Consider the following 12,305-nt stretch of genomic DNA (forward strand, 5'->3'; position numbering starts at 1 on the left):
CGACAAGGCGAAGGCGTTGGGCATCCCGGTCTCGCGTTTTGGCGGCGGCGGATGAGCACCGCTATTCTTCGGTTTCTTCCAAATAGCTGTGGAACGGAATGAGGACCGGCGATCTCTTGTCTCTGTTAATAAGCGAGGATCGCGATGCGCGGGAGGGCTTAGATTTTGACAGCCGTGCGGAATGCAAAAATACTCAATAAATGTAGCGGCATAACCCTCGTCGATTCTGCGTGCAGTGGTGCCGATCGTCGAATCGGGGCATTAACCTCTCGTTAACTTAAAATCGGTTGCCGTTCGGAGAGAATCGGGCATAGTTCACGCTTGCGACGAGGATTGTCGCGGAAAAGCGTTATTCCGGGAACGGCGCGGATGAATATGGCGGCACCTATCGAGGATCTTGAGGCTTTCAACTTCCACGAGACCATTCTCCAACAAGGAGAACTGATCTCGGACAAGCTGAACATGCTCCGGATTGAGCACTATCCTCCCAATGCCACGAAAGGACTTCGACAGTTCTCACTCTCGGAAGCGGCGTATTTTCTGGGCGTCACGCAATCGAACGTCAAGAAGCTCCATCTTGAGGGGAAGGGGCCGACGCCTACCACCTCTGTCTCTGGGCGAAGGACGTATACCGCAGAGCAAATGCTAGAATTGCGCCAATACCTCGATCGACACGGCCGCGCGGACTTCAAAAAATACGTTCCTCATCGAAGGGCGGGCGAACGCCTGCAGGTGACCTCCGTCGTGAATTTCAAGGGCGGCAGCGGCAAAACCACAACCGCTGCTCATCTCGCACAACATCTCGCCCTCACGGGTCATCGCGTGCTCGCAATTGATTTGGATCCGCAGGCCTCCCTTTCTGCCCTTCACGGGTTTCAACCCGAGCTCGACAGAAATCTCTCGCTCTATGAGGCTCTGCGATACGATGAAGCCAAGAAGCCAATCTCTCAGGTGATACGTGCGACGAATTTTCCGGGCCTCGATATCGTGCCGGCGAACCTTGAGCTTCAGGAATATGAATATGACACACCGCTGGCCGCATCGAACCGGTCGTCTTCGGATGGGCGTCTATTTTTCACGCGTATTACCGACGCGCTGAGAGAAGTCGACGATCGTTACGATGTCGTCATTATCGATTGCCCCCCGCAGCTTGGCTATTTGACGCTGACTGCGTTGACGGCTTCCACGTCGGTCCTAATTACGATCCACCCGCAAATGCTCGACGTAATGTCGATGAGTCAGTTCTTGCTCATGCTTGGTGGCATTTTGCGCTCGATCAGCAAGGCGGGCGCGCAGGTGCGCCTCAAGTGGTTTCGATATCTGGTGACGCGCTACGAGCCGACCGATGGGCCGCAGGCCCAGATGGTTGGCTTTATGCAGGCGCTGTTCTCAAAGCAGATGCTGAAGAACCCTATGGTGAAGTCCACGGCCATTTCTGACGCAGGCATCACGAATCAATCTCTCTATGAGGTCGAGCGCTCCCAATTCATCCGGGCAACGTATGACCGCGCGCTAGAAGCGCTCAATTCAGTGAACGAGGAGATTACGTCTCTCATGCACGAGGCTTGGGGACGCAAATGAAGCCCCTCTTTGACAGCCGTGCAGAATTTTCAATTCGATTTCTATCTCAATGGGTTGTCGTGATCCAGAGGAGGTCATGATGGCACGCAAAAATCTCCTAGCGAGCGTTACCAACCACGATGCGACCAAAGCTGATCACGAAGCGCGCTCCGAGTACGCCAATCGGGGCGCGTCGCGTTCGATGATGCTTTCGATCGAGGAAATGGCAGAAAACACAAAGAAGATGATTGCCGGTGAAGCGATCGTCAGTTTGGACCCGAACTTGGTCGATGGGTCCTTTGTCTCCGATCGCATCGAAGAGGACGAGGAAGAGTTTGCGCTGTTTCGGCAAGGAATGAAGGACGAGGGCCAGTTACAGCCGATCCTTGTGCGGCCGCACCCCGATGTCGATGGTCGATACATGGTCGTGTTCGGGCATCGGCGGACGCGAGCGGCGAGAGAACTCGGGATTCCCGTTCGCGCTGTCGTGAAAAATCTTGAGGCGATTGCGCACATCATCGCGCAGGGGCAGGAGAACTCCCGCAGGGCGAACTTGTCCTTCATCGAAAAAGCGCTATTCGCCAAAAAATTGCTTAGCATGGGGCAGAGCAAGGAGACCATCAAGTCTGCGCTGAGCGTCGATGACACGCTACTTTCGCGAATGTTGTCGGTAGTGGAATCGGTGCCTCCAACTGTGATTGAGGCGATCGGAGCAGCAAAGTCCGTCGGGCGAGACAGGTGGGAAGAGCTAAAAAAACTCATGGCGCATCCAAAGAGAGCGGATTTCGCCAAGGAGGTCGTTTTTTCGGACGGGTTTCGTTCGACCGAGAGCATCGGGCGCTTCAACTACGTACTTGCGCAATTGAAATTAGTGCGGAAGGACGCTCGTAAAGCTGCCCCGAATAGGGGCGCCGGAGCATGGGCTCCTGCCGACGAGATGGTCGCGGCAAGCTATCGCAATACGGGAAAGACCTTCAGCCTTTCGCTCAAATCGAAAGATGCCGGCGAATTTGGCAAATACATTTCGTCGAGCCTCGACGCGCTCTATTGCGCGTTCAAGGACGCGAAAACCCGCAACCAAGGAGACTAAGCCGCAAAAGAAAAAAGCCCCCGAACGTCGCCGCGCGGAAGCCTTTCTCTGATCTAAGCACCCAGAGAATCCCATTTTCGCGAATCACTGTCAAGCGTTTCAAACGTCGTTGTTCGGCGAGCAGATTTCTTTTGCCTTACTGAAGGTGAAAGAAAGTGGAACCTCATTTCTCGACGACGCCCTTTGGGCGGCGAACGCTGACGCTTGCCCATGTGGCAAGCCAGATTAGCGCGAAGGCCCGGCCGCCGGAGAAGGCGGTTCACAAATGGCAGGTCTTCCGGGCGGTCTGCGCGGCCAAGGCGAGGGTCGGCGTGTCCGAGCGCTCGCTGGCCGTGCTGGACGCTTTGCTCAGCTTTCACCCCGAAACGGTGCTGTCCGGCGAGAATCTGATCGTTTTCCCGTCGAATTACCAGCTTGCCTTGCGGGCGCACGGCATGGCGCCGGCGACGATGCGGCGTCATCTGGCGGCGCTGGTCGATTGCGGCCTGGTGATCCGCCGCGACAGTCCCAACGGCAAGCGTTACTCCCGGAAAGGGCGGGGAGGCGATATCGAACTGGCTTTCGGCTTCGATTTGAGTCCGCTCGTTGCCCGCGCCGACGAATTTGAGGCCTGGGCGGAAGAGGTCCGGGCTGACGAGCGGGCACTGAAGCTCGTGCGCGAGCGCATCACCATCTGCCGGCGCGACATCGCCAAGATGATTGCCACGGGGGTTGAGGAGAGGGTGCCGGTCGGACTTCGCGGGCGCGGCCTTGCTGATTGGCCGGACATCCACGCGTTGTATCGGGGCATCGTCGAGCGGATTCCGCGCACCGCGACGCGTCAGGAGCTTGAGCCGGTTGCCGAAGAGTTATCCATGCTCGCCGACGAAGTGCTTATGCTGCTGGAAGATCACATAAAATCTAAGAATCCAAGCGCCAATGAGTCTCAAAGTGAGCAGCACAAACAGAATTCAAATCCAAGTCACCTCACTGAACTTGAACCCGCTCCTCGAGAAAGCAGGGCGGCGGGGGTTGAGTCTAAGATACAAACGCCCAGGGTTCCGGACGGGGTGTTCCCATTAGGAATGGTTCTCGACGCCTGCCCCGACATCGTCGACTACGCCAAGACCGGAATTTCCAATTGGCGCGATTTCCTGGCGACCGCGGCGGTGGTCCGGCCGATGTTGGGGATCAGCCCCAGCGCCTGGGATGAGGCGCTGGAGGTGATGGGAGAACTTCCAGCGGCGGTGGTTGTCGCGGCAATCCTCCAACGAAGCGCCGCGATCAACAGCGCGGGTGGATATTTGCGTGGGCTGACGGAGCGGGCGAAGGCAGGGCAGTTCTCGCTGGGGCCGATGCTGATGGCGCTGATCGGCAGCCGGAAGCGCGAAAAGAAGCGGGCCTAGCCAGATGCGTCGGACGATGGAGCGTCGGCTTTCGCGAAACCACGGACGGCGAGGATCAATGGCTGCGGCCGCTTAGGACAGGCGCGCCCCGTGACAAGTGACTGAGTCGATTCCGGCGAATTCGGAGAATCAGATAGACTTTGCGATAGGCGCGGATGGCGCGCCGCCGCGCGGGTCGCTTAGGTGGGAGGGATGATGACCAATAGCTCAATCTCTGTTGGCGCTGCGATCGCCGCGGCGCTGGAACGTGGCGAGCAGCTTCGCAAGGGGTCCGCTCGAAAACCGCGCGTCCGGATCATGACGGTGTTCGGCTATGATCAGAGTGGTCTCACCGTTAGCGCGCGGATCGCCGCCCGCACGAACGAAGAGTTGATGGCGCAGCAGAATCTTGGCGCCCGCCGCATTCCCTGGGCCGATCTCGATGGCCGCGCAGCCGAACTCGTCACCCTCGTCGACGAGGTCGTGAGCGAAGTCGAGACCGCGGTCAAAAATGCAGCGCCGCCTCCGGGACGGCCGAGCAGAACTGAAAGCGATATGGATCTAGCTGCCTATGAGGCGGTGAAAGACGCCAGCTACGAGGCGCTGACCAGATCTGCGATGGTGTCGCTGCAGAACGCTGACACCAAAAGGCTTTCTGTGGGCGCCGCCAGCGAAGCGACGATGATCGCCGCTTTGAAACTTGCGGCGCTCGCGGCTTTGAGCGGACGCATTGCGCCCGATGACGTGCAAGAGGAACTGCGGATAGCTCTGAGCGACATCCGGGCCAAGGCAGGCGAGGGAACGTCCCCGCTGATGCGGCGGCGCCTCGATTCTTGAGCGATGATCGGGCTTTCGCGGCTATAGTCCCGCAGCCTTGGTCAGATTGAAGGGGAAACGTCGGATTGACGCCCTTAGCCACAACGCTTGGGAACGCCGGCGGTTTGGCCGCACGAAGCCTCTCATAGGGTCAACCGCGCCGCCTTGCCCTGACGTCGCTCGGCGTCATTGTAATAGCTCGCCGCCTGCTGGACGGATCGGTGTTGCGATTGCTGCATGGCTTCGGGCAGCGAGACGCCGGACCGCGCGGCCTCGGTGAGATAGCCTGAGCGCAGGCCATGGGCGCTGAACTGAGCCGGGTCGAGGCCCGCTTGCAGGCAGCGGCGCTTGACGATCAGGTTGACGGCTTGGGGCGTCAGCGCCCGCTCCTCCATCCCTTCCCATTGATCGATGGCGCGAAAAATCGGCCCCCTCGCTATGTCGGCGCGCTCAAGCCATGTTCGCAGGGCCTCGACCGGCGGCCCGACCAGCAGGACGCGCGAATCGTCGTCAGCGCCAGCGGTTTTGGTCCGACCGAGAGCGATCGCCATGCAGGGCAGCGGCGCAGATGAAGGGTCGCTTGGATCGAGCGACACCGGCGCTTCGTCGGAAAACTGTTCGACGCGCAGGCGTGCTATTTCGCTGCGCCTGCGTCCTCCGGACCCGAAGGCGATCAGCAGCAGGGCGGAATCGCGGCAATCGGCAAGCCGATCGCCGCGGCACGCAGCGAGCAAGCGGTCGAGAATGTCGCGGGTGACGGCGCGCTTGCTCTTGCGGCGGCGAGGCCGCGCCGCGGCGCGCACCGCCAGGCGGATCGCGGCCCGCAGCATGGGGGCGGCGAAGGGACCCTCGAGCCCTCGCCAGCGGTGCAGGGTGCTCCAGCTGGCCAGGCGCCGTTTGACCGTCGATGGCGCATGCGGCCCGTCGACGCGCAAAGCGCCAATGGCGGTAAGCGTGGCCGTAACTTCGGCCGGCATGCCGTGCGCCGCCTCAACTTCGCGCTTGGCGGGATCCCACAAGTGATGCGCGACAAATTTCAATGCCAGCCCTTCGGGCGCCGGCCAGGGCAGGGGGGCAGCGGTCGCCGCCTGCGCCCAGGCTTCCAGATAGGCCAAATCCGACGCGAGCGCCCGCAGGCTATTTTCCCCCATCCCCTCGCGGGCGAGATGTTTGAGAGTCTCAACGTCGTCATCGGTGAGAATCTGGGCGAGGCGGTCGCGCCGGTCCATGGGAAGGATGGCGGAAAGCGCGTCAAGCTGCAACGCGCGGCGCGTTTCCGGGTCGGCGAGGCGGGCAGGGATGTCGTCCATGGTCGCGCTGTCCGATCAGAAAAGGTAGCGGGCGTCGTCCCAGCGGAGCAGGACTTTGGCGTCGCGATCCGGCAGCCGGACGCGCTGTGCACGCAGGCCGGCCGCGATCGCATGCCCAACGTCAGGGTCGACCCAATTTCCGTGCGTCATCAGGAAAAACCAGCCGAATTTTAGACCGATTTCGCGATCGACGGCTTCGACGCGCTCCATCAACCGATACACGGACGGGGCGTCGTCGGCGGGAAGCTTTTCGGCCGGCGCCCGCAGCGGCCGCGGAATGAATCCGACCTCGCGCCGACCACGATGTTCATCGTCGCGGATGTCGAACGCCCAATGGTCGAAAATCCGCTCGGCCGACGCGCTCGAACGCTCCCAATCCTCGAAAAAGCGGACCTCGCGCGGGACGAAGTCGAACCAGCCTGGAACGGCGTCGAGGAAAGATATCTCGCGCGCGCCTTCGGGGCCAACCTCATGGATTACGCGGCTCTCGAGTTCCGGGCGACGCGCTTCCCGGTTCTCGCGTTCGACCCGCGCGCAGCGGCCGAGAAAGCCGCGCATATGCACGATTGCGCCGCCGCGGCGTTGTGACAACCGGTAGACCGGCCCGGCCAGACGATCCGCCTCGACCTGGTCGTCGCGGGCGATCCAGGTCGGCTCGAGCAGTTTTTCGATATCGTTCGGGCGGTAGTGGGGGTCGACGATGGGACCGGCGCGCCATTCGCTTTCCCGGCCGAGGGTGATCTGGACGAAATCCGCCGTGCCTGGTCCGGTGGCGGCGGTGGCGAAGGCGCTGGCGCCGCGCCATTCGGCGAACCGAAGATCGCCGGCGCGATGCCGGGCCCAGAACGCGGTCAGATCGCCGCCCATGGCTTCCAGCTCTCGTGTGACCCAGGCGTGGTGGTCGCCGAGGCGCGTCCGGCCGCCGTCGATAATGGTGCGCTCATCGCGCCAGTATGCATCGTCGATCGCGGCGACCGTGAAGGAAAATCCGGGAAAGGCGCGGCTGAGGGCCGGGGCGAGGGCGAGGTCGGCCGAGGCCGGCTTCAGTTCGGCGAGTACGGTCTCGACGGACGCGGCGTCGGGGAGGCGGCTGGGCTCGATGCTCATGGCGGGCGCCTTTCGCGCGGGCGAAACAGAGTTTCTCGTCGGTCGGAAGGCCGGCCGAGACCACCGGCGGGCTTCTGGACGCCCAGAATCGCCGATTTTGGGCGGGATGTCTATGGGTATCGATAAGAGGTAATTATCGATAGTGATAGGCGCGCGCGAAGAGGGTCGACTATGACGGAAGATAATGGCGTTTTAGATGCTCGGTCAATATTAATAGTGAGAAATATCAGTATTATGGTATCGTGGAGTTGGCGATACGTCTCCGGGTTCTGGACGCGAATTCGCCGAGCAACTTGGCCGCCGGTCCCTCATGACGCCCGATTCTCCGCCTTATGCGCTCCCCGACCCGATCCCCTGGCGCGCGCTGGCCGGACCGCTTGCCCAGGCCGACGACGCCCTCGCGCGCCTCGACGAGCGGTTGCGCGCCAGCCCGGTGAGGGAGGGCTGGACTGCCAGAACCCATTTTACCGAGGCCTGCGCCGCGCTCTGGCTGGAGGGCGCGCTCGTCCACCTGGAAGACCTCGTGCTGCACGATTCCGGCATGGATATCCGTGCGCCGACCCATGAACTGATCCGCGCCCACGCAATCCTGCGGGCGCGCCGGCGCATCGCCGCGGAAGCGCCCGACTGGGCTTTGTCGAAGGCCGGCCTCGGGGCGCTACGCAGCGACGCGGCCGGCGATGACGCGCCGGAAGAGGGCAGGCGACAGCAGGGAGAGCCGTCTGGCGCGATGGATAGCGATGCTGAGAATTCGAACGATGGCGGCTTTGACACGAATGTGATCGGCGACGCCTCCGGCCGTCCAGACGGACTTGAGGCAGAGTTCGCGGCTGTCGACGCCGCGCTCGCGCGCTCGCAACGCGTCATCGACGGGGAATCGGCGGCGCCGCGGCCGCGCGATCCTCTCGTCTATGATTTCGATTGGAACCAGGACGAGCGCCTGCAAGCCTGGCGCGCCGCGCGCGATCAAACCCGAAATCTGCCGCCGCTTCTCGCAGGCGCATTTCTCTGGGAGGCCTGGCAAAACATCGAACCGCTGCAGCATCGACCTTGGCTTGGCGCCCTTCTCGTCGCGGCAGGATTGCGCGAGGTTAAGAAGACCAAGGTGCATCTGCTCTGCCTGAACGCTGGTCTGCGCCTCGTCTCCCGCGAACGCCGCCGTGCGGTGAATCGCACCGCGCGCTTGATCGCCTGGGGCGAGGCGGTCGCCGCCGCCGCGGAGGCCGGCATGAAGGATCATGACCGCTTAGCTCTGGCGCGCCGGCAGTTGGAGCGAAAGCTGGTCGGACGGCGATCGACCTCGCATCTGGCCGGCCTGATCGATCTGGTCCTCGCTCGCCCTATCGCCAGTGTCGGCATGATCGCCAAAGAACTTGGCGTGACGCCCCGCGCTGCGCAAAACCTCGTCGCCGAGCTCGGGTTGCGTGAGGCGACCGGAAGGGGGCGGTACCGGGCGTGGGGGATATCGTGAAGGCTCCGAGGATGTCATGGAATCGATTCCAGGATTTACGTTGACACCGAGGTGATGTGCCGCTCGGCGCCTGTCCTCGTGGTGATGCGCTGATTGTTCCGTACGGGAGTCGCCGCTAGACGGAGATCATGCATTTTCCCCAGGCCTGCCGTAGTTCTGACTCCAGTCAGTATGGATAGGCGCCTTGTCATTCGATGACTTTCTTCGGCCTTCGGATGAAGCTAGCCACGATTGATATGTTTCTGCCAGCGCCTCGACACCCGTCGCCATTTCTAAAATAATCCAGGCATTTCCCGCAGCTACAAATCTGATGTCTCATGGCCATTCGTGCAGCGCTGTGACCCCAAGGGTCCGTTCGGTCATTGCTCACATGATATGAAAGGTCGGTTATAAAGTTGCTATATCCTACGTTTTGTATCATACTGCAGCAATGAATACAGCACCTGATCGCCAACAAGACCGGGCGCTCTCCTTGCTCAAGCAACGGGGAATTGTTCGCCTGTCTGAGCTAAACGCAGAGGGCATCACGGCCGCAACGGTATCGCGCATGACGGAGAAGGGCGCACTCTTGCGCCTTGGCCGGGGACTTTATCAGCTTCCCGGCTCATCGCTCGACATCAATCATTCGCTCGCGGAGGCGGCTAAGCTCGTGCCGAAGGGCGTGGTCTGCATGGTGACGGCGCTTGCGTTCCATGAGCTGACCGACACCATTCCTTCGCGCGTATGGATGGCGATCGGACCCAAAGATCGCCGGCCCCGCGCCAGCGGCCTGCCGTTTCAGTTTGTGCGCTTCCGGGAGGCGATGCTGAAGTCGGGCGTGGACGAGCATCTCATCGAGGGCGTGTCGGTGCGCATCTACAATCCCGCCAAGACGGTCGTCGACCTGTTTCGCTACCGGCAGAGCGCCGGCACGCGCTATCAAAAAAGCCCCGGCCTAAATCTGGCGCTCGAAGGCCTCAGAGAAGCGCTGCGGCAGCGCAAAGCGACTCCCTCCGATATCGCCCGCTACGCGACCGAAGGCGGCGTCTGGAAGGTCGTTCAACCCTATCTGGATGCGATGACCGCCAATGCGTGAACCCATCCGCAATATCGGCGCTTCGGTGCGCGCGCGTCTTCAGAACGTCGCGCGGCAGCGAAACCAGACCTTTCAATTAGTGATGACCCATTATGTGCTCGAACGGTTGCTCTACCGCCTGAGCCAGACCAAACATCGCGACCGCTTCGCGCTGAAAGGCGCGATGCTGCTCACGACATGGTTCGCCGATCCGCTGCGGCCGACGCAGGATCTTGATCTTCTCGGCTTCGGGGACGTCGACGTCGACAGGATGTTGAGCACCTTCCGAGAAATCTGCGCGGTCCCATTCGACGACGCTGTTGTCTTCGACATCGAAGGTGTGGAGATCGACCGTACCCGTGAGGAACTGGAATATGGCGGATTTCGCATCAAGACCAACGCCACCGTCGACGGCGCGCGCGTCAGAGTCGTCATCGATATCGGATTCGGCGACGCCACCGAGCCGGGTCTCACCGAAATGGACTTGCCGGTTTTGCTCGACTTTCCGGCGCCGCATCTGCGCGCCTATGCGCGCGAAACGGTCATCGCCGAAAAGTTTCAGGCGATGGTGATGCTCGGCCGCGCCAACAGCCGCATGAAGGACTTCTATGATATTTGGGCCCTCTCCCGCGCCTACGAGTTCAGGGGCGACAATCTTGCGCGCGCGATTGCCGCGACGTTCGCCCGTCGTAAGACGGACATCCCCTCGACGTTGCCGGACGCGCTGACGCAGTCATTCGCGGAAGACCCGGCCAAGGTGCAGCAATGGAATTCATTTGTGAGAGATGTGGCGTTTCAGACCGGCCCATTTGCTGACGTCATCCGGGATTTGGCGGCGTTCCTCATGCAACAGGCTGCGGCGGCGCGCGCAATCGGCGGGCCCGAGTCCACATGAGCCCGATTGGAATTTGCAAGCGCGTCGGCGCGGGTCGGGAACCGCTCGCTGGGAAAGCGCGCATTTGTGGCATCGGTCGCTGGAAGATTTCGAGATTATTGTCATGAATGTTTTGGAGGAGCGCGGACTTTTCTGGTGGCATCATGAACCGATTCCGGAAAGGCATTTCGCACCAGAGGCGAGCGTCTCAGGTCTGCTGAAAATAGACGAGGATGGCCTGGTCAAGCTTGAGCTTGACGGACGGCTATCGCGCGATAAAAGCCCGATGTCCGTGCTTCCATCGCAGGGAAGCAATGCCGAATTGGCCGGCAAGAGCATCGAGGGGATTCTGAAGGCCAGCAGCAAGCATGTGCTCTTGATCGACCTCATGAAGCAGGGAGGGCGCTTCAGTTCACATGGAATGTCTTATGAGGGATATGCGGCAGCGCATTGCCTAGTCAGCGATCATTCGCCGCCAAGGGCCAGAAAGCAGATATTGTCGAGCGAACTGGAGATTCAGCTCAAGGGCTTTGAAGAATGGCTTCGGCTCGGCTCTATTACGGCCATAAGAACAAAATCGAAAATCTCGGCAAAATATGCGCGCGTCAAAGACATCCGATACGGACTCGGTAACGGCAATATCGAGGTAAAATATCATATCCTCGGGCCGCAACTCGGCGAGTCGAGGGAAGATACGCTTGAGCTAAAGGAGACCGTTTCTCTGGTCTATCGGCCTGAAAAGCCGGCAACGCTCGGCGACATGAGGACAGAATTCGGATTGTTCCAGGAGTTGTTTATACTTTTAACCGACTCTGAATATGTGTTGGATTGGCCTTCGCTTAGGATACGATTGGGTCCGAAAAACAGGGAATACAAATGGTATTTTTGGCGCCTCAAAACGTCCGAGGAGCCTCCGAAAGCGCATGAGTGCGTCACAAATTTTGTTCAGCTCAGAGACAGTTTCGGCGACATAGTCTCCGCGTGGCGGAACAAACGCGAAGAATTCGGGCCGGGATATTATCTTTATCTTGGCGTCAGGCGCGGCGTGAAATTATACGCCGAACATCGTTTCGTGAATTTGATATGGGGCATCGAGGCGCTTCACAGAAAAAAGAAGATCGATGAGCCCGAGGCTGAGCTGAAAGTGAAGGAAAAAGTACGCAGAATATTGGACAAAATTGACGTCGCGAAAGACAAGAAATGGCTGGAAAGCAGGCTAAAGACGGCGCATGAACCGACATTGGAGCAGCGAATATTCGACGTTCTTTCGAGTGTTCCGATCAACCTGGAGGACGAAAAGATTCGTATGTTTGCGAGGCGGTGCGCGGAGCTTCGCAACGACATTTCGCACTTCGGATCTCAGAGACACGGGGGAAGCTATAAAGATTTTCTTGAAGAGCTCATGAAGATGAGCGAAGCGCTCTCAATCGTCTATCACATGCTCATTTTGCATGAGATTGGGGTCGAGGAAGAGATTTTGAAGTGGTGGATTTACCAAGGGTTCAAATCGTACCAGAATAAAAGGTCGCTCGTTGACGCCGACCTCCTCGACGCAAGCGTTCTTAAACCCAAGGTGTAACGGGGTGTAACGTGAAAATCGTGATTGATGATGGCGAATTGCCAGCCTCGCGGGCCGATCCCTGCAGGGCCAATCGAGAA

The 12,305-nt window shown here is 60.2% G+C and carries 10 protein-coding genes; 8 read left to right on the forward strand and 2 right to left on the reverse strand.

Annotated features, from left to right (window positions below):
- Positions 1 to 369 precede the first annotated feature (369 nt).
- The 4 genes from repA (at position 370) to GSQ90_RS16965 (ending at position 4,851) form a co-directional block, all read left to right on the forward strand.
- The gene (gene repA, locus GSQ90_RS16950; RefSeq protein ID WP_158816041.1) at positions 370 to 1,581 is read left to right on the forward strand and encodes a plasmid partitioning protein RepA; all 1,212 of its coding nucleotides are present in this window, start codon (positions 370 to 372) and stop codon (positions 1,579 to 1,581) included.
- A 76-nt stretch (positions 1,582 to 1,657) separates the two neighbouring features.
- Entirely contained in the window at positions 1,658 to 2,650 is a 993-nt protein-coding gene (repB, locus tag GSQ90_RS16955; protein WP_246731648.1) for a plasmid partitioning protein RepB, read from the forward strand.
- Between the two features lie 155 nt (positions 2,651 to 2,805).
- Positions 2,806 to 4,035 (forward strand): plasmid replication protein RepC, encoded by a 1,230-nt coding sequence (gene repC / locus GSQ90_RS16960; RefSeq protein WP_158816042.1) that lies wholly within the window; start codon positions 2,806 to 2,808, stop codon positions 4,033 to 4,035.
- Between the two features lie 195 nt (positions 4,036 to 4,230).
- Positions 4,231 to 4,851 carry a hypothetical protein gene (locus GSQ90_RS16965; RefSeq protein ID WP_158816043.1) on the forward strand — a complete coding sequence of 207 codons (621 nt, stop codon included), beginning with the start codon at positions 4,231 to 4,233 and terminating at the stop codon, positions 4,849 to 4,851.
- Between the two features lie 122 nt (positions 4,852 to 4,973).
- On the opposite strand, the gene GSQ90_RS16970 is transcribed toward GSQ90_RS16965, so the two are convergent.
- Positions 4,974 to 6,140, reverse strand: coding sequence for a site-specific integrase (locus tag GSQ90_RS16970; protein ID WP_158816044.1), 1,167 nt, complete (start codon positions 6,138 to 6,140; stop codon positions 4,974 to 4,976).
- A gap of 15 nt (positions 6,141 to 6,155) precedes the next feature.
- Positions 6,156 to 7,247, reverse strand: a complete 1,092-nt coding sequence (locus GSQ90_RS16975) for a hypothetical protein (RefSeq protein WP_158816045.1) — start codon at positions 7,245 to 7,247, stop codon at positions 6,156 to 6,158.
- Between the two features lie 310 nt (positions 7,248 to 7,557).
- Between GSQ90_RS16975 and GSQ90_RS16980 the strand changes: the two genes are divergently transcribed.
- From GSQ90_RS16980 to GSQ90_RS16995, 4 genes are all read left to right on the forward strand, one after another.
- Positions 7,558 to 8,718: an RHE_PE00001 family protein gene (locus tag GSQ90_RS16980; protein WP_158816046.1), complete on the forward strand. Its 1,161-nt coding sequence runs from the start codon at positions 7,558 to 7,560 to the stop codon at positions 8,716 to 8,718.
- 430 nt (positions 8,719 to 9,148) lie between these two features.
- The gene (locus GSQ90_RS16985; RefSeq protein WP_158816047.1) at positions 9,149 to 9,793 is read left to right on the forward strand and encodes a type IV toxin-antitoxin system AbiEi family antitoxin domain-containing protein; all 645 of its coding nucleotides are present in this window, start codon (positions 9,149 to 9,151) and stop codon (positions 9,791 to 9,793) included.
- Positions 9,786 to 10,667 (forward strand): nucleotidyl transferase AbiEii/AbiGii toxin family protein, encoded by an 882-nt coding sequence (locus GSQ90_RS16990; protein WP_158816048.1) that lies wholly within the window; start codon positions 9,786 to 9,788, stop codon positions 10,665 to 10,667. The genes GSQ90_RS16985 and GSQ90_RS16990 overlap by 8 nt, the downstream gene beginning before the upstream one ends.
- Before the next feature lie 13 nt (positions 10,668 to 10,680).
- The gene (locus tag GSQ90_RS16995; RefSeq protein WP_158816049.1) at positions 10,681 to 12,225 is read left to right on the forward strand and encodes a HEPN domain-containing protein; all 1,545 of its coding nucleotides are present in this window, start codon (positions 10,681 to 10,683) and stop codon (positions 12,223 to 12,225) included.
- Positions 12,226 to 12,305: the final 80 nt, after the last annotated feature.

It is taken from the genome of Methylocapsa sp. S129, assembly GCF_009765995.1.
In the GTDB taxonomy this organism is placed as follows: domain Bacteria; phylum Pseudomonadota; class Alphaproteobacteria; order Rhizobiales; family Beijerinckiaceae; genus Roseiarcus.

Excerpts from the sequence above, each read along its gene's own strand:
- repA (WP_158816041.1), top strand. The coding sequence starts at position 370 with ATGAATATGGCGGCACCTATCGAGGATCTTGAGGCTTTCAACTTCCAC.
- repB (WP_246731648.1), top strand. The coding sequence starts at position 1,658 with ATGATGGCACGCAAAAATCTCCTAGCGAGCGTTACCAACCACGATGCG.
- GSQ90_RS16965 (WP_158816043.1), top strand. The coding sequence starts at position 4,231 with ATGACCAATAGCTCAATCTCTGTTGGCGCTGCGATCGCCGCGGCGCTG.
- GSQ90_RS16970 (WP_158816044.1), bottom strand. The coding sequence starts at position 6,140 with ATGGACGACATCCCTGCCCGCCTCGCCGACCCGGAAACGCGCCGCGCG.
- GSQ90_RS16975 (WP_158816045.1), bottom strand. The coding sequence starts at position 7,247 with ATGAGCATCGAGCCCAGCCGCCTCCCCGACGCCGCGTCCGTCGAGACC.
- GSQ90_RS16980 (WP_158816046.1), top strand. The coding sequence starts at position 7,558 with ATGACGCCCGATTCTCCGCCTTATGCGCTCCCCGACCCGATCCCCTGG.
- GSQ90_RS16985 (WP_158816047.1), top strand. The coding sequence starts at position 9,149 with ATGAATACAGCACCTGATCGCCAACAAGACCGGGCGCTCTCCTTGCTC.
- GSQ90_RS16990 (WP_158816048.1), top strand. The coding sequence starts at position 9,786 with ATGCGTGAACCCATCCGCAATATCGGCGCTTCGGTGCGCGCGCGTCTT.